The 24,724-nt window shown below is 44.5% G+C and carries 26 protein-coding genes; 6 read left to right on the top strand and 20 right to left on the bottom strand.

From position 1 onward, the window contains the following. Position 1 precedes the first annotated feature (1 nt). The 4 genes from holA to polA are packed head-to-tail and all read right to left on the bottom strand — an operon-like array spanning position 2 to position 5,038. Positions 2-919 (bottom strand): DNA polymerase III subunit delta, encoded by a 918-nt coding sequence (gene holA, locus IPM44_00435; GenBank protein ID QQS27038.1) that lies wholly within the window; start codon positions 917-919, stop codon positions 2-4. Continuing rightward, the gene (mutM, locus tag IPM44_00430) at positions 919-1,797 is read right to left on the bottom strand and encodes a bifunctional DNA-formamidopyrimidine glycosylase/DNA-(apurinic or apyrimidinic site) lyase (GenBank protein ID QQS27037.1); all 879 of its coding nucleotides are present in this window, start codon (positions 1,795-1,797) and stop codon (positions 919-921) included. Before mutM ends, holA begins: the two co-directional genes overlap by 1 nt. Before the next feature lie 42 nt (positions 1,798-1,839). Then, positions 1,840-2,289: an HAD-IA family hydrolase gene (locus IPM44_00425; GenBank protein QQS27036.1), complete on the bottom strand. Its 450-nt coding sequence runs from the start codon at positions 2,287-2,289 to the stop codon at positions 1,840-1,842. Then, entirely contained in the window at positions 2,276-5,038 is a 2,763-nt protein-coding gene (gene polA, locus IPM44_00420) for a DNA polymerase I (protein ID QQS27035.1), read from the bottom strand. Before polA ends, IPM44_00425 begins: the two co-directional genes overlap by 14 nt. 53 nt (positions 5,039-5,091) lie before the next feature. Here polA and IPM44_00415 point away from each other — a divergent pair, with 53 nt between their 5' ends. Continuing rightward, on the top strand, positions 5,092-5,445 hold the full coding sequence (locus IPM44_00415; GenBank protein ID QQS27034.1) for a hypothetical protein: 354 nt from the start codon (positions 5,092-5,094) through the stop codon (positions 5,443-5,445). Between the two features lie 26 nt (positions 5,446-5,471). Here IPM44_00415 and rpoD read toward each other — a convergent pair whose 3' ends face one another. Genes rpoD through IPM44_00380 form a run of 7 tightly spaced genes read right to left on the bottom strand, consistent with a single transcriptional unit; the run spans position 5,472 to position 12,418 of the window. Further along, a complete protein-coding gene (gene rpoD, locus IPM44_00410; protein QQS27033.1) occupies positions 5,472-6,593 on the bottom strand; it encodes an RNA polymerase sigma factor RpoD in 1,122 nt (373 codons plus the stop codon). A 44-nt stretch (positions 6,594-6,637) separates the two neighbouring features. Beyond that, positions 6,638-8,401 carry a DNA primase gene (locus tag IPM44_00405; GenBank protein ID QQS27032.1) on the bottom strand — a complete coding sequence of 588 codons (1,764 nt, stop codon included), beginning with the start codon at positions 8,399-8,401 and terminating at the stop codon, positions 6,638-6,640. 57 nt (positions 8,402-8,458) lie between these two features. Continuing rightward, positions 8,459-9,025, bottom strand: a complete 567-nt coding sequence (locus IPM44_00400) for an alpha/beta hydrolase (protein QQS27031.1) — start codon at positions 9,023-9,025, stop codon at positions 8,459-8,461. Beyond that, on the bottom strand, positions 9,013-9,669 hold the full coding sequence (locus tag IPM44_00395; GenBank protein QQS27030.1) for a hypothetical protein: 657 nt from the start codon (positions 9,667-9,669) through the stop codon (positions 9,013-9,015). The genes IPM44_00400 and IPM44_00395 overlap by 13 nt, the downstream gene beginning before the upstream one ends. Before the next feature lie 15 nt (positions 9,670-9,684). Continuing rightward, on the bottom strand, positions 9,685-10,851 hold the full coding sequence (locus IPM44_00390; GenBank protein QQS27029.1) for a hypothetical protein: 1,167 nt from the start codon (positions 10,849-10,851) through the stop codon (positions 9,685-9,687). 59 nt (positions 10,852-10,910) lie between these two features. Then, positions 10,911-11,513, bottom strand: a complete 603-nt coding sequence (locus IPM44_00385; protein QQS27028.1) for a hypothetical protein — start codon at positions 11,511-11,513, stop codon at positions 10,911-10,913. Then, complete coding sequence (locus IPM44_00380) at positions 11,513-12,418, bottom strand: arginase family protein (protein QQS27027.1); 906 nt, start codon at positions 12,416-12,418, stop codon at positions 11,513-11,515. The genes IPM44_00385 and IPM44_00380 overlap by 1 nt, the downstream gene beginning before the upstream one ends. A gap of 71 nt (positions 12,419-12,489) precedes the next feature. On the opposite strand from IPM44_00380, the gene murE reads away from it, so the two are divergent. Further along, complete coding sequence (gene murE / locus IPM44_00375; protein ID QQS27026.1) at positions 12,490-13,821, top strand: UDP-N-acetylmuramyl-tripeptide synthetase; 1,332 nt, start codon at positions 12,490-12,492, stop codon at positions 13,819-13,821. On the opposite strand, the gene IPM44_00370 is transcribed toward murE, so the two are convergent. From IPM44_00370 to IPM44_00360, 3 genes are all read right to left on the bottom strand, one after another. Next, a complete protein-coding gene (locus IPM44_00370; protein QQS27025.1) occupies positions 13,799-14,230 on the bottom strand; it encodes a hypothetical protein in 432 nt (143 codons plus the stop codon). The genes murE and IPM44_00370 overlap by 23 nt on opposite strands. A 17-nt stretch (positions 14,231-14,247) precedes the next feature. Next, complete coding sequence (locus IPM44_00365) at positions 14,248-14,499, bottom strand: hypothetical protein (GenBank protein ID QQS27024.1); 252 nt, start codon at positions 14,497-14,499, stop codon at positions 14,248-14,250. A gap of 154 nt (positions 14,500-14,653) precedes the next feature. Then, positions 14,654-15,301: a GNAT family N-acetyltransferase gene (locus tag IPM44_00360; protein QQS27023.1), complete on the bottom strand. Its 648-nt coding sequence runs from the start codon at positions 15,299-15,301 to the stop codon at positions 14,654-14,656. 336 nt (positions 15,302-15,637) lie between these two features. Between IPM44_00360 and IPM44_00355 the strand changes: the two genes are divergently transcribed. Both IPM44_00355 and IPM44_00350 read left to right on the top strand, forming a co-directional pair. Continuing rightward, on the top strand, positions 15,638-16,216 hold the full coding sequence (locus IPM44_00355) for a hypothetical protein (protein QQS27022.1): 579 nt from the start codon (positions 15,638-15,640) through the stop codon (positions 16,214-16,216). Between the two features lie 109 nt (positions 16,217-16,325). Then, the gene (locus IPM44_00350; GenBank protein QQS27021.1) at positions 16,326-17,720 is read left to right on the top strand and encodes an LCP family protein; all 1,395 of its coding nucleotides are present in this window, start codon (positions 16,326-16,328) and stop codon (positions 17,718-17,720) included. Here IPM44_00350 and IPM44_00345 read toward each other — a convergent pair. Continuing rightward, positions 17,717-17,884 (bottom strand): hypothetical protein, encoded by a 168-nt coding sequence (locus tag IPM44_00345; GenBank protein QQS27020.1) that lies wholly within the window; start codon positions 17,882-17,884, stop codon positions 17,717-17,719. The genes IPM44_00350 and IPM44_00345 overlap by 4 nt on opposite strands. A 103-nt stretch (positions 17,885-17,987) precedes the next feature. On the opposite strand from IPM44_00345, the gene IPM44_00340 reads away from it, so the two are divergent. Then, positions 17,988-19,169: a replication-associated recombination protein A gene (locus IPM44_00340; protein ID QQS27360.1), complete on the top strand. Its 1,182-nt coding sequence runs from the start codon at positions 17,988-17,990 to the stop codon at positions 19,167-19,169. Between the two features lie 87 nt (positions 19,170-19,256). Here the strand turns inward: IPM44_00340 and IPM44_00335 are convergent, their stop codons facing one another. The 4 genes from IPM44_00335 to IPM44_00320 form a co-directional block, all read right to left on the bottom strand. Next, on the bottom strand, positions 19,257-19,976 hold the full coding sequence (locus IPM44_00335; GenBank protein ID QQS27019.1) for a DNA alkylation repair protein: 720 nt from the start codon (positions 19,974-19,976) through the stop codon (positions 19,257-19,259). A gap of 77 nt (positions 19,977-20,053) precedes the next feature. After that, the gene (locus IPM44_00330) at positions 20,054-20,368 is read right to left on the bottom strand and encodes a hypothetical protein (GenBank protein ID QQS27018.1); all 315 of its coding nucleotides are present in this window, start codon (positions 20,366-20,368) and stop codon (positions 20,054-20,056) included. A 17-nt stretch (positions 20,369-20,385) separates the two neighbouring features. Beyond that, the gene (locus IPM44_00325; GenBank protein QQS27017.1) at positions 20,386-20,886 is read right to left on the bottom strand and encodes a hypothetical protein; all 501 of its coding nucleotides are present in this window, start codon (positions 20,884-20,886) and stop codon (positions 20,386-20,388) included. Between the two features lie 70 nt (positions 20,887-20,956). Continuing rightward, positions 20,957-21,607: a maleylpyruvate isomerase family mycothiol-dependent enzyme gene (locus IPM44_00320; GenBank protein ID QQS27016.1), complete on the bottom strand. Its 651-nt coding sequence runs from the start codon at positions 21,605-21,607 to the stop codon at positions 20,957-20,959. A gap of 60 nt (positions 21,608-21,667) precedes the next feature. On the opposite strand from IPM44_00320, the gene IPM44_00315 reads away from it, so the two are divergent. Then, entirely contained in the window at positions 21,668-22,429 is a 762-nt protein-coding gene (locus IPM44_00315) for a hypothetical protein (protein QQS27015.1), read from the top strand. 156 nt (positions 22,430-22,585) lie between these two features. On the opposite strand, the gene IPM44_00310 is transcribed toward IPM44_00315, so the two are convergent. After that, positions 22,586-24,724, bottom strand: coding sequence for a leucine-rich repeat protein (locus IPM44_00310; protein ID QQS27014.1), 2,139 nt, complete (start codon positions 24,722-24,724; stop codon positions 22,586-22,588).

The following is a 24,724-nucleotide window of genomic DNA, read 5'->3' as shown; positions in this document are numbered from 1 at the left end:
ATCACTTTTCCGATAATTGCATCACCAGATCCACCATGGCCTGGTGAGCTTTTTTTTCGCCCGTCTTCATGGCAATATCTGCATCTAAAATCAGCTCATAGGCCGTAGCGATATCATCTATCGACATATCCTGGATTAAAGCTCCCGCTTTTTGCAACGAATACGGCTTAATACCACAGGCCCTTAATTCATCATCACCAGCTCGCTCCAATGCCATTGTCAACACTCGATAATGCCACATTAGAGTTGCCACTATCTGCTGGTCATTCGCACCACTAGCATTTAATTCTTCATAAACAGCTATGGCTCGAGCTATCTGACCCCTACCCATAGCCTCAATTAGATCAAATACGCTGTCGTGTACATTCTTCGGCGTATGCTCATTAATGACTTCACGCGTAATTGTATTGGTTGCTAAGGCTAGCTTCGATAGCTCATTTGCAAGCAACCATTCGTCACTGCCCACTCGTTGAATTAAATATTGTGCTTCAGCAGGTAAAATTGTTGCACCTTGGCGCTTCGCTTCGGTACGTATCCAATTAATCCTATCCTGCGGGTTAAGGCTTGAAAAAATTTTTGCCTTTGGCAAGCTAGCTAATACTTTATACAGCCGAGTACGCTTATCTAGTCCACGCCCATCAATCACTGCCACGGTAGTATCCGGGACTCTAGCGAGTAAGCTCTCAAGCTGTTCAACCTGATCTTTCAAGCTAAAAATGCCAGCTATAATCACTAGCCGATGTGAAAAAAACATCGGTAATGCCAGCAATGATTGTTCTAACTCGGCAAATCCATCTACAGCCATATCAACCACCGCTTCATCGAGGGCATCTTTATACTTATTAGCATACTGCTGACGAAGCTTTTTTATGTGCTGCGCTATAGTAAAACTATTATCTCCCCCTAAAAATAAAATCATTAGCCCACCCTCGGCTGACAGTGGGCACAGATATGGGTTCCTCGACTGGCTACACGAATCTTACTAATTGGTCGTCCACAATGAGAGCAGGCCTGCCCCTCACGACGAAATACTTTTGCAAAAGTTAAATAACTACCCTTACGCCCCTCCGCATCGACATAATTTCGATCACTCGAGCCACCCAGTGAAATGGATAATTGCATCACTTCACGCAATGCCAGATAGAGCCTTTTTAACTTTACCGCACTAACCTTCTCAACTGGCGTAGAGGGATGGATTCGAGCTGCAAATAACCCCTCATCAGCATAAATATTACCCACCCCAGCCAGGACTGACTGATCTAAAATGGCTGCTTTTATACTAGTTCGAGGATGGCGCATCAACCTCGAACGGAATTCATCAAAAGTAAAGTCCTCGGCTAATGCCTCCGGACCAAGTTTGGCTATAAATGGCTCATCCGCAATTTGCTCAGAGGGCATCAATTTAACCCAGCCAAACTTACGCTGATCATTAAAATACAAGTGAGCACCATCTATAAACTTAAAGATTAACCGTGTCGATCGGTCTGGCAATTCGCCAATTAAACTATCATTTGGGTGGCCAGCACCAAATCCCCCTCCTTGATCATCTCGAAAAACTAACTGACCAGTCATTTTTAGATGGATTAGCAAACTAAAGCCTGTATTAAGTTGAATAATTAGAGCTTTTCCGCGTCGTCCAACTTGACTAACTTTTGCACCAATTAAATACTTCTCCACATCATCTGGATTATTTGGAAAACTCTTTGGCCAATCATTTTCCAGGCCAACAATCACCCGGCCTGGCAAAAGCTTTGCCAACCCCAATCTGACCGTTTCTACTTCAGGTAACTCAGGCATAGCTTATATTATACAGTCTACGATAATTTTAATCTGGTAATGCTAGTTGAACCCGATAGTTTTGCGTAATTTCTTAATATCTCCTTGATACCAGAAAACCCCCATGCCAACCTGACTGGCGCCTTCACAATTAGCCTGGCGATCGTCCACAAAGATAACCTCCGCAGGCTTTGCCCGTATTTCTGAGAGCAAATAGGAAAAATACTCTGGATTTGGCTTGGTCGCCCCCATCTCAGGAGTAATAAGTCGATCAAGCTTTGGCGCATTATCTATTTTTTTCCAAACCGACTCAATCCAACCCTTCCCGCTATTTGAAGCAACTGCAAGCAACACCCCTTGAGACTGCAAATCCCGCATGAGCCCCACCATTCCTACATCAACTGCCTGTTTAGTGTGTACACCCAAGTAGCTCAAGCCAGAATATGCACCTAGAGGTACAATCACACCAAGAAAATCGAATACCACCCAACGTGGCAACTTAGTCGAGCTCACCCCAATCCTTTCCGGCTTCAACCTCCACGACAATTGGCACTGCAAGCTTAATGACACCCTCCATAGTTGCCTTCATAATGCTCGTAACTTCGTCTTGCAAGCCACTATCACACTCCACAATTAATTCATCATGAATTTGCAGGATTATTTCTGCCGTACCATTAAGCTGTTCTAATTTTGGTGCTAGCTGAATCATGGCTAGTTTCATCATATCGGCTGCTGTACCCTGGAGTGGCATATTAACGGCCTGCCTTTCAGCACCAGAACGAACAATAAAATTATTCGACTTTACATCTGGACATGGTCGACGCCTACCATACAATGTCTCTGTATAACCTTCATCATGAGCTTGTTTTTTAATGCGCTTAATATAGTCGGCTACACCCTTGCGCAATTCAAAATAACGATCAATAAACGCCTTGCTATCTTCATAACTCATACCTGTAGCAACCGATAGTCCGTGCGTATTCATCCCATACAGCACGCCAAAATTAATTGTCTTAGCGCCATAGCGCTGATCTTTTGTTACTTCATCTGGCTTAATGCCGTGCATTTGAGCTGCCGTGAGGGTATGAATATCTATACCAGATTTAAAATCTTTAATCATCTGCGTATCGCCCGCCATCGCTGCGGCTAGGCGTAATTCAATCTGACTATAGTCGGCCGCTACAAAAACCTTACCTCGGCCAGCCACAAAAGCCTGCCGTATTTCATGGCCTAAAGGTGTACGAACCGGTATATTCTGTAGGTTTGGATCACTACTGGAAAGCCGGCCAGTCTGGGCAATAGTTTGGTTGTAGCTGGTATGAATACGTCCGTCGGTATTATTCACCAGAAGCGGTAAGGCATCTACATAAGTACTCTTAAGCTTGGAAATTTCTCTAAACTCAAAAATCAGCTCAATAATTGGATGTCGACCACGCAACTTCTCGAGCTCCGTAGCAGCCGTTGAAATGCCTGTCTTACCTTTTTTCAGATCAGCGTGATCAATTTTTAGCTTATCAAATAAGACAGATTTTAATTGCTGGGTTGAGGCTATATTAAACTCACCTTCAGCATAATCCCAGATCTGTTTTTGCACATCATGCAGTCGCTTTGTTAGTTTCTGTGAAAAGTCAGCCAAAAAATCAACATCCAACTCCACGCCAGCAAGCTCTACATCTCCCAATACCTGGATAAGTGGCCACTCCAACTTCTCACCCACTTCAGTTAGTCGGCCAATCTCTGACAACCTAAGTTTTAATACCCCATACAGTCGCCAAGTAATGTCAGCATCTTCAGCCGCATACTGGCCAGCTTCAGCTATATCAACCTGGGCAAACGTCTTTTGCTCCTTACCTTTTAGACCAATTAACTCGGTGATTTCAATCATCTCAATGCCAAGTTCTGCTAGCGCCAAAGACGAAAGAGTTTGAGCCCGCGCAATTGGATTAATTAGGAAGGCTGCCACCATGGTGTCGAACTCAATACCTCGCATATCAACACCGGCTCGCTTCATAATCTGATAATCGTACTTAATATTGTGTCCCACCTTACCAATAGTAGAACTTTCTAGAATTGGTCCTAATACATCCAGCACCGTAGCAACACTTAATTGCGCTCCCCCTATGTGGCCTACCGGAACATAATAAGCCTCACCCGACTGCCAAGAAAAGCTCATGCCTACCAGTTCGGCCGTCATTACATCCAGGCCAGTCGTCTCCGTATCAAAGGCAAAAACTTTTTGTTTACTCAGCGCTTTAGCTAATTTTTCGAGTGCATCAGTATTTTGTACAATCTCATACTTAGCAGTCTTTAAATGATCTCTCAATAGCTTCTGCGGCTGACTGTCGGCACCATATATATCATCAAAAAGATTTGGCTGTTGAGTTGCCTCGGTCTGATTTTTAGGTAGTTTTGCAATCAGCGACCTAAACTCCAGCTCAGTAAAAAGCTTAACTAACTTATCTCGATCAAACCGATGCAAGCGAGCTGACTCCAGGTCAAATTTGAAGTCCACATCGCAAGCTATGCGCGAAAGCTCTAGAGAATGATAAGCATCCTCCCTACCTTGCTCTAGTTTTTTCCTCACTGCTGGTTTTATATCCTCCAAATGATCATAGATTCCATCAAGTGTCTGATAGGCTTTAACTAAATCTGCTGCAGTCTTCTCACCAATTCCTTTTACGCCCGGAATATTATCACTAGTATCACCCTTCAAAGCCTTTGTAATCAAAAATTCTTGCGGAGAGACTCCATAGCGAGATTCAACTGCCTGAACATCATACAGAACGGTGTCAGAAAACCCTCTTCGCAAGGTATAAACCCTGACGTTTTCGTCGACGAGCTGGAGCTCATCCATATCCCCCGTCACAATCACTACATCGTGCGAAGATTTAAATCGCTTAGCTAAAGTACCAATCACGTCATCGGCTTCATATCCCTTAACCCCAATTACCGGTATCTCAAATACCTCTAATAGATTCAGAGTTGTATCAAATTGAGGGATCAGATTAGCATCCGTCTCCTTACGAGTAGCCTTGTAGTCGGCATACATCTCATGTCGAAATGTTTTACCGGGCATATCCCAGGCCACCACCACAAACTCTGGCTGTAGCTCCCGGATTGCATTCAATAACATCATCGTGAAGCCATACACACCGTTGGTTGGCGTACCGTCCTTTGTTGATAGGTACGGAATGGCATGAAAGCCTCGATGCAAAAGTGCATGGCCATCAAAAACCGCAATGCGTGATCGATTTTTTGTCATACTGTTTTAGATTATACCTGGTTTTTTCGCGATATCAGTGTAATAATGGCGTTATGGCCGAACAATCCGAAAAAGATCGAGATATCCGTGGCGATAATATTGTTGACCCAGAAAAAATTAAAGCCTATAAAGAGGCGCTGAGTAAGCTGGTACACAGCAACCCTGATGATGCACCGCCAACCAGCCCTGCCGATGCGGCACGAGCCGAACTCCAAGCCGCACAAGAACGTGTAGCATCTGGTAAAACACGGGGCCCACAGGAACCCCCTGTACAGCATCGCATTGGTAAACACTACCGAGATATTGCCGAGCGACGACTGCCTGAGGCGCGCGATCAACTGCGCAATGGCCCGCTACCAGGCAATGTAGATCCCGAACCACCCGAAGCACCGGATCCACTCCAGTAACACCTAGCTATTAGGCTGGGTGTTTTTTATTGAATGTAGTCTTTAAGTTTTTTCGAGTCTTTATTCTTGCGCAATTTTGCCAGCGCCTTAGCTTCAATCTGGCGGATACGCTCCCGTGTCACGCCAAATTCCTGACCCACTTCCTCTAGCGTATGCGAACGCCCATCCTCTAAGCCAAACCGCATCCGTAAAATCTTCTGCTCGCGAGGCGTTAAGAGGTCTAGAGTCTCATCAATATGCTCCTTCAAAAGCTCATAAGTCGCGGCATCAACTGGACTAACCGAGTCATGGTCTTCAATAAACTCAGAAAGAGTCGAGTCATCATCCTCACCAACTGTAGCATCTAGAGATGTAGTATCCTGACTAATCTTTTGGATATGCAAAACCTTCTCGACATCCATCTCCATTTCTTTTGCTAACTCCTCCGGGCTTGGCTCACGTCCCAGTTCAGAAGTAAGTCGACGTTGCGTACGAATAAGCTTATTAATCGTCTCCACCATATGAACTGGAATACGAATTACTCTAGCCTGATCCGCTATTGCTCGAGTAATAGCTTGTCTAATCCACCACGTGGCATAGGTCGAAAACTTAAAGCCTTTGGTGTAATCAAATTTTTCGACAGCTCGCAAAAGACCCGTATTACCCTCCTGGATAAGATCCAAGAGATCGAGTCCACGCCCAATATACTTTTTAGCAATCGATACCACCAAGCGCATATTTGCCTCAGCTAGGGCATCCTTAGCCGATTTATCACCCTGCTCAATACGTTTTGCTAGAGCCACTTCTTCTTCAGCGGTAATAAGTGGAATCTTACCAATCTCGCGCAAGTAAAGCCGCACAGAATCATCAGCAATGTCTTTAATGTATTCTTCGCTGGTGGCGTTTTCAACATCTTCCTCTGGCTCAGTTTGCCAAATAAGCTTATCTTTTTGATCAACCACCTCAACCCCTTGATCGATCAAGGCTGAATAAAGATCATCCAATAACTCAACTTGCTCCTCAGCGGATGGAACAGCAGCCATAATTTCCTGCTGCGTAACAAACCCTTGCTCCCGACCCTTCATTAAAAGTCGATCAACAATAGGCTTGAGTTCATCTGGTATTTCTGGGGTTGGTGGTGGTGTTAGGTTCTTTGCCTTACGCGGCATAAAGGCTCCTTTACTTAAGATAAATAATCACTAGTTTTTTAAATCTATAGTTCGCTCATTTGCTTCATAATAGACTGGTATTGGTGTAATTTTTTTGCAGCGACCTCCACATCACCCTGAGCTTCAGCTTGGGCAATCTCACGCTGGAGTTGTTGTTTTTTTTGTACATAGGTATGTTTTAGTAAATTATGGACTTGGGTAAAGGCTTCGAGCCCTCTCTCGTGCTCGGTCATTTCCGAGTATTCATGGCTACCCCGTAACCCCAGCATTTTAACACGATCCCCTACATCTGGCAAGGCTTTAGCGATGCCAGATTCCCCCACTCGTGGATGTTTTGCTAAATATTCAAAAAGCTTTTTATTATCATGTGAGATATCATCTAACTCTAAGTCTTCTAACGCCATTCGCGTAGCAGGGTATGCAATAAGTAGCTCCAGAAACATTTCTTCGAGACGGGCACCTCGTGTAAGGCGTTTCGTGGTAGTTTTTTTAGCAGTAATTTCAGGCTCTTGTGCTACTTTTGTGTTCGCACTTTTTGGAGATTTTTCTTGCTCAACTAACTGTTTTATAACGCCATTATCAACCTGCACTAATTGGCTGAGCCGAGTTATGTAATGCTCTAATTCAATGCGATCATGAATTTTACGCAAAACTGGAATCAGAAACTTTGTAGTAGATTTCTTTGCAGGACCAGCATCAATACCTATTGTTTTGACCGCATAATCAAACAAGTAATCAATTGCATACTGCGAATTATCAACATATTTTTTCCATTTTTCTGGACTTTTTACTAAAAGCTCATCGGGGTCTTTAGCCCCCTCAATCGATATAACTTCAATCCGCACACCAGCTTCCTGCCCTAACTCAATAGCTCGCAACGTTGCCTGTAAACCTGCCTTATCCTGATCAAAACATAGCTTGATGGTGGAAGCCAGTCGCCCCAGAGCTTTAACCTGATCGATAGTAAGAGCCGTCCCACTAGCTGCAACCACATTTTTTTGACCAAACTGCCACAAGATTACCACATCTACATTACCTTCAACCACTATCACCGTATCTTGATCACGAATTGCCTCTTTCGCCTGAGCTAAGCCGTATAACACCCTTGATTTATGATAAATTGGCGTGTCTGAAGTATTAACATATTTTGCCGTTTTCTGGTCAGCCTCCAGTATTCTGCCCGAGAAACCGACTGGACGGGCCTGTGCATCAAAAACTGGAAACATCACTCGATCACGAAAAACATCGTAACCACCACGCGAACGACTACTCTTAGCGCTCAATCCAGCCTTAACTAGCTCATCTAAACTAAATCCCTGCTTGGTGGCATATTCCGTAAAGCTGGTCCAGCCTGATGGCGCATAGCCCAATCGAAAAGCCTTAATGGTTGCTGGCTTTAAAGCTCGTGTTTCTTTTAAATATACCAATGCTAAATCAGATCGCGAAAGTTGATAATGGTAGTACCTTGTAGCTAGCTCCACTACCGCAAAAAGACGGCCCTTCTTTTCGCTACCCATGCCCTGACTACGAGGCTTAAGTTCCACACCCGCACGAGCTGCCAACATCTCCAAGGCCTCAGGAAAACTCAATCCTTCTGCCCTCATAACAAAACTAATCACATCTCCACCCTCATTAGCCCCAAAATCATGCCAAATCTGCTTATCTGGGCTTACAAAAAAGCTGGGTGTTTTCTCGGAACGAAAAGGCGAAATACCACGATAATCCTTGCCAGCTTTTTTTAGCTCAACATATCCTGCGACTACTTCTACAATATCCAGCCGTTGCTTGACTTCCTCAACATCATTCATAGCTAATATTATATGCGCTAAATCTACAAAACCGAAGAGTAAACGAAAAGACTGCGTTTACTCTTCTATAAACTCTAATATTTCTGGCAAAGTCTTCAGGCCTCGACTGCCTAAAAAATGCCCTTTATCAGCAAGCATCATGAGCTCTGCATCTAGCTTATGCGATAGCCGTCGCGTTCGATCAGGAGTAACAATAGTATCATCATTAGAATAGATACAAATAAATTTTCGAGCCTGTTCTTTTATGTGTATCCAGTCTGGCTCCGGAGCAAAAAATTTTGACGCCGTATCATTCGGGGCATCATAAAAACCACTCACTAAGATCACCTTATCAACTGGGTCATCCAAACTAATCGCTTCAAGCATGCGCAAAGTTAAAAAACAGCCCAGCGAGTGAGCCACCACTATGCTCTGCTGGCTCAATTCGTTAGCAAGAGGCCCAATCTGATTATTCCAGCGCTTGAGGAGTGGCCTTTCGCCTATCTGCAGATGTGGTGAGCGAACATCATAGCCCCGCTCCGTCAATTGGGCATTTAGCCAACCAAGCCACCCTCTAGCTGGATCATCATTCCAGCCATGAATAATTAACGCAATTGGTGGTGTATCTAGTGTTACTGTCGCCACTGCCAGGTCTTAACTGCGCCATCAATTACCTCTATGTTTTCTCTGCTCATATTTGGTGTACTAATTAGAATCCCTTGAATTGGTTGACCAACACTATCAAATCTAGTCGAGGTATTAGTTTTGGCTAAAATAATAATCTTCTTGTCAGCGCCTTTAACAGTGGTTAACCGCACCGCCTCCTGGCCACCCAATTTAATCGCTACTTCGGATGCAATCGTTACCCCTTCTGTTTGAAGTTGTTTTCTATAAGCCTCTAGGCTCTTATCGAAATTAATGACACTCTCACCGCTATAGGCCATTGCATGAGGCGCGACTACCAATGCTCCCCCTTCACTCGAGCCATACCCCAAATCAACTGCACAATATTGGTTCATCCCTAAACTTATACTGCGAGGAACTTCAAATGTGTAGCATTCATTTTCAATCTTACCCTTATCCCTCTGTTCATTACCCTGCAACTCACCTTGGCCCACAACATCATTTACAGCCGTACTACCCTGCCCTTTTTGCTGATCATGAGGTGATTTTTTTGTTAAAAAAGCATATATAGTAAAAGATATTACTATTACAGCAATCAAGCCCAATCCAATTGCTAGTAAATGATATTTACGCGCATGTTTTTGTGACTCCATAATATTGCCCATACCTATCTCCTAATATTATTTCCAAGACCAGGTTGATAGAAATTGATCAAAGCCCTTACGGCTATAGTCATCATTGTATGCGCCGGTAACAATAAAAGCGACAAATGTCTTATCGCCAAATGTCTTATCGCCCTCTGGGAGAATAATAAATACATAGGCCACATCAACACTTGATGCGGCATCTTTTTTCCCAACTACTTTTGTAGCATCTAAGCCGCCAACCTTTATGTCCTCCCGAGTTGTCACTAAATCTTTAGGAATAATATCAACAATTAATGCCTCTAAATACTTTTTAGTATCTGTATGATTATTAGCATTTTGGCTATTGTTATCTGTCTGTCCTCCTGTTGTAAGATCAAATTGACCAAGTGCCGATACGAATATTGAAGAAACTTTTTGTTCACCATACGTAATTGATAATGCACAATCTTTATTCTGCTGAGTCTCAACCGGCGTAAGTGCCTGAGCGATGTAGCAGTCTGTAGAAATCTTCTCACTAAATGGTTGAGTTGGCTTTTCAGTCTTATCCCGAACTGAACCCACAGCAACCGAGCTAGAAGCAACTGGTTGGTTTGATTTCTTGGACACAAAAAACGCATATCCTCCAATTCCAGCCACTAGCAAAACCGCGACGCCAACCGCAAGACCAACAATTAACCCAATGGGTTTACGTTTTGCAACATTTGCTTGCGATGGTATTTGATTAGTCGATGGGGCTGGTGCGACATTGGTTGTTGGCACTGATCCAAATGGCGCACTCTGCGAGCTATCCTGCAAGCCCCCGGCGTGTATATCGTCACTGCGTGGTACTGGAGCTAGACGTACAGGAGCGGGCTTTATAGAGGAGTCGGATAGCTCACTCACTCTAGGCTGAGCTTGCCCAACGCCAACTACAGGCTGTGGAGATGATGTGGTGGCTGACTCCGCACTTACGCCACTTGGTGGATCAGTAATTGAATGTGATGGGCTAACCGATGGCTGATTGGGTGCTACCGAGCTAGTCTGTGGTGGAATTACCGGCTGAACTGAGTCTGGCTGGATCGGTGGAAGCTGTGCTGTACCATTTTCGTAGCCTTGTGCCAATGGGTTATGAAAAACCGGCACGTCACCAGCAGGAGAAGCTGGCTGAGGTGGCTGAGGAGTAGGGTTCGCTTGGGGTAGATTTGGGTCTGCAGGATTCATAAAATAACAATGCTTGCTGTTTGTAGTATAGCATGAGCATCTTAGAACTCAGTAGTGGTCTAAAATCGCCAATGCCAGTCCTGTATTATTCCGGCTATCAGGTTTTGATCCGCCTCACTTGTGCTCCAGCCCCGTAACTCAAAAGCCCGTATCGAATCTTTGCCGTCAACTTGTATTCCGGCATCCAAAAACACCAGATATGTCACAAAACTCTCTTTATTTTGCGGATAATAGTCCACTAGCTTCCAGGCCAAGCGACCACCAATTACTATCCTGTCCTTAGTACGTTCTTCTGCTCCAAGTGTTAACCAGCGCTCGCGCCATTTAGCCAACATCTCCTCTTCACTGCTCACAGCATAATATGGAGATACCTGAAAATAACTATGTTTCCTAGGTCTAGCATAGGCTCCCATGCGGCAATCCATGTTCTTAATAACTTCAAAGTCTTTCGGTAAATACATCTCATAGCAGGCTGTTTCAACACGCTGCATATCTGTGCGATCAACCAATTCAATAGACTTAGGTGTAAATGAAACAATCTCCCTCTGACCTACCCAAAAACGCCAAGCCAAAAACCCCAAAAAAAGCCCAATCAATAATACTATTCCAGCCAAAATTAGCCTGGAATGCATCTCTTCTCGACGATGTCGAGACGCCCGCATTACTGCACGCTAGAATGTAAATAATTATGATAAGCACTCCACTCTTCCCCTAATAGCTTCATGCTCAACTCTTGTGCTAGCAGTACCGTCTTACCATCTATATCGCGCAATGGGTTTACCTCCACCATGTCAATTGCAACTGGCTCCAATGTACTTAGTTTTCTAGCAATATACTCTGCCTCTCGATATGTAAAACCACCCATATTCTGAATACCCGTACCAGGAGCAAACACCGCATCTATTGAATCAATATCAAAACTAATATGTACTGGTCGGTCACCTACCCACTTGATTACTTCTCTCATTATTGTACCAATTCCTTGTTCAATATTATCATCCATAGTTCGGTGTGCAATATTGTGTTCCTTGAGCCACTGAGCTTCAGCCAAATCAATATCTTTGATGCCCACTAAAAAAACTTCTTGGGGCTTGTAATATGGGCCGGCAAACTCCTTTGTAAGGGTCTGGCCGGTTGCAATTCTTAGTGGTAAACCATGTAGATTATTAGTTTGAGTGGTCTCGGTGGTGTGTGCGTCGGGGTGTGCATCGATATAGATACAGACTGCATCCGGATATCTATGTTTGGTGGCAAGTAAACTAGAAGCCCCAACCGAATGATCACCCCCTAGCACCAATACGCGCTCATCATAAGAAGTAGTAGTGCCTATTTGACGGTATAATTCCCGCAACCAAGGAATTAGCGTAGTGGCATTACGGAGCGCTATATCATGATAGTGAGCGTCTTCATCCACTGCTGGTACATGAGACACTTTAAGCTCCCAATTTGCACGATTGAGCATCGTTTCCAGGCCAGATTGCAAGATTACTTCTGGCGCAGCCTCACAACCATAATTCACACTTCCCTCAGAAGTTCCGGCACAGATAATATTTAATTTCCTCATCATAGCCATTATCAACCATATAAGCCCACTTGAGAAGTCTGACGACCGAGCAAAAAACGTTTACAATGGATAATATGATTCATCAATTTAAAAAACTAATTCCCCAAAGTGCCATTAATAGTTTTCACTACTTCGAAGCGATTGCTTCTAGCTTTGCCTATCGACAGCCCAGCCGCCACATGGTTGTAATTGGTGTGGTTGGCTCAAAAGGCAAGACTACACTTGCCAACCTACTGTGGGCGGCTCTATCTGGAGATGGTTCAAAAGTCGGCTTAGTTGGCACCGCCAATATTCGTATTGGTCATGCCGAGCGCCTTAACCCCTATCACATGACCATGCCAGGTCGCCACCGTCTACAAAAAGTGCTCGCAGAAATGCAACAAGCTGGCTGTCAATATGCCGTCATGGAAGTGCCGTCTGAAGGACAGGCGCAGTGGCGACACGTTGGCATTCATTTTGACATGTTGATTTTTACCAATGTCACCCGCGAGCTTATGGCCAGCCATAACTATTCATTAGAAATCCTCCACGAACACAATAAGCGTGTATTTGCTAGTCTTTCGCAAAAACCTAAAACCGTCCAAGGCCGACTACAGCCAAAGATTTTGATTGCTAACTCTGATGCTGAACATTTCACACAATACTTTGACCACATCGCCGACATCAAGCGTAGCTATTCGGTAACCAAAAAAAGTGACTATCGCGCAACACGCATTGAAAGCGATGCGACAGGCTCTAACTTTGTTATTAATAAACACTCTTATCGAATTCCCATAGCTGGATCAATTAATGTTAGTAATGCCGCCGGTGCCATTGCCTCTGCACTTGAACTGGGTAAATCTCCCCAAGTTATTGCCCGTGGCTTACAAAATCTCACAGTCATACCGGGGCGCATGGAGCGGATTGAAGCTGGGCAGAATTTTCATGTCATAGTGGATTATGCGCACGAGGAAACCGGCATGCAGGCCCTCATGGAAAGTGCTAAAGATATGGTGCAGAAAAACTGTAAAGTCATCACCCTGCTGGGGGCAGAAGGTGGTGGCAGGGATAAGTTAAAACGACCGATTATGGGGAGAATTGCCATGTCGGACAGCGACTTTGTTGTCTTGTCTAATGTCGATCCCTATCGTGATAATCCTGAAAAAATCATCGCCGATATCGCCAGCGGGGTTGAAGAATCCGGTGGCAAGCTAAATAAAACATACTGGCAAATCTCCGATCGACGAGCCGGTATTGCACATGCCCTATCTTTAGCTGGACCTGGCGATCTAGTTTTGATTACCGGAAAAGGCGCCGAACAATCAATTGTTATAGATGGTAAAAAATCTAGCTGGGATGACCGTCGGGTGGTTCGCGAAGAATTAAAAAAACTCTTAAAGAAAGCTACAAAACGTAACCAAAGCTAGATAAAAACCCAATAAACATTGCTGTCCACCACATCATCTGAGAGACCGAGATCAGAATAATACTCCGCAACTGTAAACTATGTGGCAGTTCAATAAATTTATCTTGGTGGGCCGCCTCTGTAGCCTTGTGTAATCCAGCTAGTAAAAAGCCATTAATAACCAATATCCCTACCGCCACTAGCTTAATTTTGAGTTGTGTGGTGATATTGTCGGGCAATAACACCAATCCACTAATCACCAACAAGGCAACACTCGCCCATATTACCCATTGAGCTATGGCACCCACTCTTACTACCAGGTCTTTTTGGGTTCTACCAATCGCCCACAATGCACCAGTAATATCAACCAGCATCACCGAGCCAAAGCCGACCGCAAAAGCCACTAAATGAACAAAAAGCACTAGCCTCATAGATAATCTTTTACTAACTATTCCATATCTTTTGGCTTACCACTTTTTAAATGTGCCACCGCAGACAGAACGCCCAGCATGAAACCACACCAAACAACTGAAACAGCCATTGCCAACCAAACATTTTCAAATACCAGGTTAAGCCACGATATACCACCAGTAACAAACATCAGCCACACAAATACTATCAGCCAGCCAAGCCAGTTCTTAGGTAGCCAACCAGGCCCATGTGAGCGCTTCTTAAACCAAACTTTATCTTCGGACTTCATACTTTTCTTATTGTAACCCCATCATCACCAGCATTCCAGAATATTCCTATTACCAAAGCTAGCAGCATTCATTATCACTCTTAAAACGCAACCTAATTCAAAATGAAAAACGGCCAGGTGCATAAAACCTGACCGTAAGATACTCATCAAGAGATTAGAGAAGTGTAACGTGCTCTTCAGCCCAACTCAGGACACTCCAGGCTCGCTTACGTGCCTCGACAAACTGCTTGCCTTCACTAGTATTCCTCCAGATGTACTGCCAAGTGTGTCGATTCGGGTTAATCCAAACCATGATGAGCTCATCACAGGGACGACCATCGACAATGTGACAACGCAACTTGCGTCCCGTCACCACAAAACCAGCCGACTCCTGCATACTCAAGGACCGCACATTCATCGACAGAACAGCCGAGTCAATCGCAACCATATCAAGCACCTGCACAGCGTAGTAGAGACCAGCTCGTGTCACCGCCGTGCCAATACCCATTTCCTGATGATCACGCGAGAACATCACGGCACCAGCCGTTCCTCGCCGATCAGCAATGCGATGCAAGCCAAAACTTCCAATCAACTGGTTATCGATATGCACACCAAAGATGACTTCATCGGTCGAGCTGGCGATATGATCATACCAAGCCTGTTCGGATTCGATGGTCTGGGCATGGTTAGTTGAGAGCCACTTCAAATTCGAATAGCGCTGCATGCCACCTACCGCATCAGACACATCTTCGCGCGTAAAGGGCTTCAGCTCAACCGTACGGCCATCGTCAAGACTGACACTCATCTGACAACCAAATGCCATGACATCCTCTTCTCTCTTCTGGGTAAGGTACGCTCGACAAGTGGTTTCTTGTCGAGTAATTGAGCTCCGAAGTTCGGTGGTTTTAAAATAAAATTGCCTCCTTTCGGAGGCCAGTTACTTGAAAAGAAAAATTATTTTATTCGAGCACCAGACTCCAGGAAATTTTGAGTGCGTGAGCAAACCCAGCTGATTTATCATCAGCCGAATAGGTCGGATAGCCAATCATGTGATTGAGTAAATTATTCATAATAATCATATTTAAACACTAATTATTACTACTGTCAATATATATTATGAAATATGTTATGCTATTAAGTAATTTAAGGGGAGAATTCATTGCCAAGTCTTCATAAGCCTATTTTTCTAATTACTGGTAGTTCAGGAGTCGGTAAAAATGCTGTTATTGCTGAGCTCGTCCGTCAATACCGCTCGCTAACACAAATCATCAGCGTAACTACTCGTTGGCCAGCTAGACCAAAAGAGCTATTTGGTAAACAATACTATTTTGTAGATCAAGTACGCTTTAGTTGGCTGAAGCAATCCGGACAGCTAGCTGAAGACACCCAGATTTACGGTGAAGCCTACGGTACCTTAGCTCATTCCCTAGAAGATGCTATCCTGTCTGGTAAAACACCCATCATAACAGTTGATCCGCGGGGTGTCGAAAATTATCGCCAACTTGGTTATACCGTACGGGTGATTTTCTTAGATTTTCCTAATACTCAGGCCCAAAAGGAGCGCATTCTAAACCGTCAACCCAATATTAATCCAGAACTTCTAGACGAACGTCTGGCTGAAGTCGCCAAAGAACGAGCCTGGGCCAATACTCAATCACAACAGCCAAATTTCAGCATCATCATTAATGATAAACTAGGCGCTTGTGTGCAAGACGTAGCGCAGGCCCTAGGATTATAAAAAGTCACACTAAATTTTCTGGATAACCACACCATAGTTCGCGTTATAATAAAAAGGCTGGATTGCATTCTGTAGCAAATTAGCTTAAACTACTCCAGTTTCTATTAATATGCAAAAGCAACCACCGCCAGATTTTATCTACGACCCCATCAGCGACAAACGCCACAATTTGAAAAAAGTTGTAGGACGCAAAAAAGAGCCCATGTCGCGATGGAAAAAAGTCCTACTCGTATTGGGCTGTATTTTTACTGTTATATTAGTAATTTTTGGCTTATTTGCATTTAAGAATATTGCTAAAATCGCCCCAAATTTCTTTAAATTTGAATCTAAGCTCAAGGGTGAAGACGAGGGTCGAGTCAATATCCTCCTACTTGGCACCGGCGACCCCGGCCACGATGGCGAGGGGCTAGCGGACACCAATATTTTACTGAGTGTCAATACGCGTGAAAAAAAGCTCGCGATGATCTCCATACCGCGTGATACTCGAGTAAAAGTTAAGGGCCATGGTTATCAAAAAATTAATACTGCCAACTCCTACGGCGATATTCCACTCGCTACTCAAACTGTTGAAGATTTTCTAGATGTGCCCGTGCATTACTATGTTCGCGCCAACTTTACTGGCCTCAAACAAGCTGTTGATGCTGTTGGTGGAATTGAAATAGACAATCAATACCTATTGCATGACCCCGAATATCCCTGCGATAAAAACCAATGGAAAAGCTGTGGCTTTAAGCTTCAGCCTGGTCGGCAAAAGGTTGATGGCGCAACCGCCCTCAAATACGCTCGTTGTCGCAAAGGTACTTGTGGTGATGATTTTGGCCGAGCCACCAGGCAGCAAGAGGTAATCACCGCCATCCGCACTAAAGCCATGAGTACTGAGACCATCTTAAATCCTGCAAAACTCACCGCTCTCATTCAAACCGCTGGTGATAATGTTAAAACTGATATGTCGGTTCAAGGTATGTTACGCCTCAATGACCTCACTAAAGATATTGCCGATGATCAAATTATTAATGCTGTATTCTCGTTTGAGCCAAATGGATTTCTGGAGCCAGACCCAGCCGGATCGAGTGATCTTTTACCGGTCGACTCAACCCTTGCTTCTATCCAAACTTTCGCACAAGATATTTTCCGGCTCGGTCCCATCTGGAAAGAAAATGCTACCATCGTTATTCAAAATGGCACATCAACGGCAGGCCTCGGTGGAAAACTTGAAACCAAGCTCAATAAAGAAAAGCTACCATTTACCATCACCCAAGTAACCAATGCTCTTAAGCGCGATCACGCCACCACGCAAATTATCGACTACACTGGTGGCGCGAAGAATAATACTAAATCATATCTAGAAGGAGTCCTTAAAGTCACCGCCACAACCCCCGAAAAAGAGGTCAAGAACCCAGCTCAAGATTTTGTTATCATCATCGGATCCGACTACGGTAATTACCTTCCAGCCCCAACTCCATCTACCTCACCAAGTAGCTCAAGCAATCGGCGCAATAACTAGTCGATTGGAATCACTGTTTCAGCTGGAGTGGATCTTGGAGTAGTGGCCTGTTTACCACCATTAAATGCATACCAAATAAGAGCCGCCACCATTGCAATCATCAGCATTACAACTAAAGCCATTACGATAATCCCTCCAGATTGTTGGCGCTGATAAAAAGTCATACCTCTATAATAAAGGAATCCAATAACAAGCTCCAGTGTTCGCAATTTCTTCGTTGTTACCTGATATAATATATTTATGCCTCAGGATAACTCTCATAAAAAAATTGAGTTTCGCCCCTTGGCCGATCGACTTCGCCCCCAAAATCTGAAAGAGATGGTTGGCCAAGAAGCTGTCATTAGTAAGGGTAGTTTTATACGCCAACTTATAGAGTCCGGTCAGGTATCTTCACTCATCTTTTGGGGACCTCCCGGCTGTGGTAAAACTACCCTAGCTCGCATTCTGGCTCGGTCTGGCAATTACCATTTTGTCGAAATCTCCGCCGTTACCGCCACAAAGGCCGATGTTATGCATGTTATTGAAGACGCCAAGGCCATGCAACGGCTAGGCACGCAAACCATCCTTTTTGTTGATGAAATTCATCGTTTTAACAAAGCCCAGCAAGATGCTTTCTTACCCCATATCGAAAATGGAACCATTACTTTTATAGGGGCCACTACCGAGAATCCTAGTTTTGAGGTAATTGCGCCGTTATTATCGCGGAGCCGAGTTGTTGTCTTGGAGGCAATCCCCAAAACTGAACTTATCAAACTACTTCGACGAGCCTTAAAAAACTATCCAACCACCAAAGTTGATAAGTCAGCGCTTGATCTTTTAGCTGAGCTAGCAGCTGGAGATGCGCGGTCGGCACTTGGTGGGCTGGAGAGTGCCATCCAAGTCTCGCCAGCCCACATCACCCCCGAAACAGTTAAGCAAGCCATGCAAACACTTGTCCTCAGCTATGATAAAACCGGCGAATACCACTACAATCTTATCTCGGCCTTTATAAAATCTATCCGCGGCAGCCATGTAGATGCTGCACTTTTTTACTTGTTTCGTATGCTTGAAGCCGGTGAAGACCCTAAGTTTATCGCGCGTCGCCTAATCATTCTTGCTTCAGAAGATATTGGTATGGCTGCTCCGGCTGCGCTCAATCTGGCTGTTAGTTGCTTTCAGGCTATAGAACGGATTGGCTTGCCAGAGGGTGAGTACGCGCTGGCCCACACCACTATTACCTTAGCTAAATCACCAAAAAGTCGCTCAGTGGCAGATGCTATGAGCCGAGCTAAAAAAGCCGTCCAGAATAATCCAACCGCCCAAGTACCGCTTGGTCTACGTAACGCCCCCACCAAACTAATGAAAGAGCTCGGCTATGGCAAAAGCTATCAGTGGAAGGCTGACTTTCAGGCGCCAAACGGCTTTTTACCAGACGAACTAGCCGATGAACGCTTTTATTTCGATGAATAAGTCTATGCTTGGGATTATCAATCAAACCTGATAGTCTAAGTATGTACTCGAGACAAGGGAGTGGTCCGGACAATTTGTTCGGGCTTTTTACTTTTCACCTACTAAATAGCTTTTTCGCGTAACTTCCGGCAGGCGCTCTATTGCATAACGCAACATCGTCCGAGGCATAATCTTATATCTACCATCCTCCTGCATCCATAGCTCTAGCTCTGTCTCGCTCACTCGCTTCCCAGCTTCACGCAACATCCAGCCAACTGCCTTATGTATCAAATCATGCTCATCACCTAATAAAATCTCAGCAATCTCATAAGTTGGTTCCGAATTTCCATTGCGAATAAAAGCAAATGTTGCCAGCATTGCAATGCGACGCTCCCAAATATTTTCAGAAATCGCAAGCTGATTTAATACGCTCCAATTACCAGTACCGACTAACCAAGTCCCAACAATATTTGGCGCCGAACTATCCACCAAATCCCAGTTATTTATTCGCCGAGCATTCTTTAAATAAAAATTATAAATCTCCTGTTGGCGAGTCAAATCACCCCGCTCAAACTGAGCCACCAAAATTAAACATCCACCCAATCGTGCCTCATGCCACTCGCTGACTAAGAGTTTTTGTATTTCCGTAAGTGGTAGCACCTTATACTGAGCGACCAATTTACGAGTATTTGGCACAGTTACTCCAAAAAACCTATCCCCTTCGCCGTATTCACCGGGTCCCGTCTTAAAAAACCGCAATGAATGCTCAGCGCGAACCGGATCACCCACTCGTGACAGTGCATCAATAAAATCTTGAGCTACAACCATGCCCTTATTCTAGTATGGACTAGATATAAAAAATACCCTCCAGACAAAGTCTGGAAGGTTAGTGCACAGCTTAAGCTCTAGCTATGCAAATCTCCGATGAGCTGAAGATTGTCCGCAGTATGCAGGACGGCCAGCTGATCGGGCGTCATGTAAGCCTCATTACCGAAGCAATCACGTAGCGCCCAAGCCTCTGGTCCATCCTCCATCGGAATCAGCCGAGCCTCCAACAACTCACCCGGACTGAAAAAGACCACATTCCCATAGTCATCCTCAACCCGGACACTGTAGTCGACTGGCGCACTCTCGTGATAGAAAACTTGCGGGCAACAATCATCTGCATCGCACAGCGTCAACAGATGCTGCCAACCGGTATCAGTATCAGGTTCTCGCATGGTTAGCTCCTTTTTCTTCAGGTTTCGGATGTTGCAACCAAATGAAGCTGACGTGATGGCGGTCGCATGCCTCGCGTTGAAGCATGCACTTCCAAGCCATTACGTACCCGCCTCAGCTCAGCACTCAGACTGGCAACCCCCTCCATATCCAAGTGTAGCGTCGATCCTCCCAGCATAATCCCGACACAGCGAGTCTGGTCGGAACCGCGACTCAATGGGAACACGCTGAGCGTCGATCCCCGAAAGGCAAAGTTATGCTGTCGATAGCCGAGTTCCTGCTGGATCTGTGCCTCCATGACACCGATCAGTTCATCAATCGATCCAGCATCAAACGGTATTGTTCTACCGTCGGACTGGATTGACAACCAGAAGGTCCCCCGCTCAAAATCAAGCCTTGGCGTAATGCGCGCCTGAACACCATTCATGCCATAAACATGAAATTCGCAAGGGAAGTTACCCTGGCCAGACGGATGAGCCGCTCGACTCGAGGACTCATCTCTATCAGGTTCGTAATGCAAGTTTTCTCTCTTTCATCTATTGAGGTACAGAAATAAAATCATACTAAAAATCTGTCAAAATTGCAAGACATTAAACCCCTACATCAGCCAATCGATACAGCCGCTTAGCCTCCTCACTACCACGCACATCCACCCGTGCATGCCTGCCTCGCCCCATAAACAACAGTGTCAACTCCCCGACTGGAGCCGAAATATCGAGCTCAGGCATATTCTGTGACTTCTTACCAACTTGCCACTCATGCACACTACCAGAACTTTCATCATGAATAATCAACCAAAAACCGCCCTCCACTCGACGAAACGCAAACCGCCCCAACTGCATAACAAAGCCTGACAAAGCCCATTCCAGCTCATCGCTCGGTACCCGTGCCTGTTTCAGATCGCCACGCAAAATATCTTCATTATGAACATAAAATTCCACCACATTATAAGACAAACGTTTCACCCAGCCAGGCGGATGACTCAATCGCTCAATCATATCAACATGACTCATTTGCTTCATATTCTTGATAGCCCCATCATGATAGTCGTGTAAAAAAGGCAACATAATACCAGCTCGCGCCAGTATCGAACCTCTTTCGCGTACAATCAGATGCGCCGCCAAATCCTCCACTGTCCAGCCAGCACATAGCGTATCTCCTCGCCACTGCTTGTTTGTAAGTCCCTGCAGAATTTTTACCAAAAACTGTCGCTCGGCTAAAATTACATCTCGGTCAACCAAATTAACTCTCCTATCTTGATGCTATCAACAAACCCTATCACTCTCCAGTATACTATTGCTATGAATAATTTCTTTAAACACCGGACTCAGCCAATGATAATTGCCCACCGTGGAGCGTCTGCCGATGCGCCAGAAAACACCCTATCAGCCTTCCAAGAGGCTATCCGTCAAAGAGCTGATGCCATCGAGCTAGACGTGCAGTTAACGTACGATAAAAAACTAATCATCATGCATAATCCGACTCTCAATAAAACAACTACTGGAAGTGGCCAAGTCGCAACAAAAACTCTCCAAGAAATCAAGCAACTTGATGCCGGCATAAAATTTAGTAAGCGTTTCAAAGGTGAAAAAATACCAACTCTCGAGGAGGTTTTTAATACTTTTGGCAAGCAAACCAACTATGTTGTTGAATTAAAATTCTATCAATTCTTTCCTGGTAGCTTTGCTCAGCAGGTCTACAATACCGTACTTGAGCATGACCTAATTAACAACACTCTGTTTTTGTCATTTGATCCACGCCTACTTATTCAAATTAAAAAAATCAACCCAAACGTAAAGATCTGCTGGGCCTTTATTCCGGTCTTTGGTTGGCCACCCTCTAAGTGGACTGTAAATCATTTTGACGCATTAGCCATTGCCGCCCGCAAAGCAAAAAAGAGCTACATTGAGCACCTGCAAGCCTTTAATAAGCCAGTTAATATCTGGACTGGGCTTGGCAAGTCGGAAGATTATGTGGCCGAGATAAACACCCAGGCTGAATTTATTACCACTAACCACCCCGCCGAATTACGTCAGACACTCAATAAAACAACCCCCAACTAGATATCTAGCTAATTTAAGTCAGTTGAATAATCTGGTCAGCTTCTAAATTAACTACTCTCTAGGCAAGTACCAACCTCAATCAATGCAAGTCTTAAGGGCAAGATGATTAAGGTGGTAGTTTAACTATTAAAATTTGTCATTAAGTCTGGCTAATAACTAACCTAACCCCTTCTTCCGTCCCCACCTAAAATACCATACTCCTACTATGCCAATACCTAGTGCTACTAGTATGCCTGCCAAGAGTTGGAAGAAGTAGGTATTCTCTCCAGTACTTGCTAGTTGGTCATAGGTAGAGTTAGTTACCGCTAGGCCGACTGGGTCTTTTATTATGCCAGTGGTAGGGTCTAGGTCTAGTTCGCCATTGTCTATGATGGTATAGGTTAAGGTTAGGTGGTGTTTACCATCTATAGTGGTTTCGGTAATAGTTGGGTTAGCACTAGTTGGTAGGTTGTTGTAGGTATTAGTATTAGAGTTATACTTTCTTGGTGTTACTTGGTTTGGTTTGAGGTTGGTTTCAAAGTTTAGGACTACTTGGTTAGAGCTTTGGTTAGTGGTAAAGCTAAAGTTTACTAGGCCTAGTGGGTATTGGTTATTGTTGTCTTGAGCTACAAGGGATGATTCTGGGACGGTAGAGCTAGAGTTAATGGTAGTACCAGTGGGGGTGGTTAGAGATACTGGTTTTAGAGAGAAGTTAGCGATGGGGCTGGTGGGGGTGGTGAGTTGTGAGGTGTTGGGGTTATTGCCTCCATCGTTGCCGTTGTCGTCACCATTACTGTTAGCTGTATAGACATAGTTTATTTGGTTATCTCCTGCAGATAGGCTAGCTATGTTACTTGGTGTAGTAGTAATAGTGTAGCCAGCTATAGATGGAGCAGTTGGTACTGTGTAACTATTACCAACTCTGTAGTACAAACCTAGATCATTAGTTGGGTTATCTACTGCTAGGTAGGTAGACAAGCCTGTGCCAGTAGCTGTAGTACTAGGGGCTATGGTGTTACCTTCTGTGTCTTTGTAGGTAGCGGTTACTCTAGCAGGGTTGATGAGGTGGCCAGAGACTATATCTGTTTGGTCACCGTCGGCGTTGTAGTCATAGCTGTCATCTAATTCTGTCATAGCACTATCTGAAAGGCTAAGAGCCGTTACTTGGCTTGAACTTGCGTAGATGTTGGTGTAGATAACGCTGTCTAGAAAGTATTGACCATTTTGAGGGCTCTGATCCGAATTCCAGAAGTCAATGTAGGAAGTTCCTCCTGGTTTGGTCTGAATCATAAATGCATATGGACTGAGCGAGGTGACTGAGTCTGGGATAGCCACATCGGCTATTTGGCTGTAAGAGAAGGCAGCGTCACCAATAGAGGTTACGGAGTTAGGGATAGTGACGCTGGTGAGTTGGTTGTTAGCGAAGGCAGAGTCATTAATAGAAGTTACAGAATTGCCAATTGTAAGGCTAGTGAGTCCGCTGCTAGATAAGGCAGAGTTACCAATTGTAGTTATTGCATTGCCACCTATAGAGCTGGGTATATTTACATTGGGGTTTAGGCAAGCATTACTGTGGTCTCTAATTGTAGCTATGTCTGCTTTGTTAAAGCTTGTTATGGCATTTACTCCATCAAAGGTATAACAATTATCTATTATAGGTGTAAGATCTGAAGGCGAATAGGTATCTAGGCCATAAGTGAAGGTTTGGATGGGGTTATATCTAAACACATTACTACCGGCAGTTGTGATATTGCCTTCAATTGTTACGCTGGTGAGTTGGTTTTCTTCGAAAGCAGAGTCACCAATAGAAGTTACAGAGTTAGGGATGGTGACGCTAGTGAGTTGATTCCAGCCGAAGGCATAGTTACCAATAATGGTTACGGAACTACCCATTGTTACGCTGGTGAGTTGGTTTTCTTCGAAAGCAGAGTCACCAATAGAAGTTACAGAGTTAGGGATGGTGACGCTAGTGAGTTGGTTATCATCGAATGCATGGTTACCAATAGCAGTAACCAGATCACCACCTAAGGTGTCAGGGATAATAACTTCTCTGGTGCAGGCGGGGTTGGAGTTGTTGTTGCTTTCGTAGTCATAATAATCTGTAATAGTGCCGGTACCAAAATTAAAGTCAAAGCAAGAATCTGGTGGGGTGGATGGTGCTGCGTGAGCAGGTTTTGGGCTAGTTAGATAGACACTGAAAATAGCTACTACTACAATAGCGAGAGCGGCTAGCGATAGACTAGGGATGGTGAGTCTTTTAATAAGACTAGTTAGTTTGGTTAGTGTAGTTAGTTTAATAAGTCTTAGATTACTCAC

It is taken from the genome of bacterium, from assembly GCA_016700035.1.
Taxonomy (GTDB): Bacteria; Patescibacteriota; Saccharimonadia; order CAILAD01.
The sequence above is the reverse complement of the archived record's forward strand: the minus strand, read 5'-3'. Positions and strand labels throughout refer to the sequence as shown.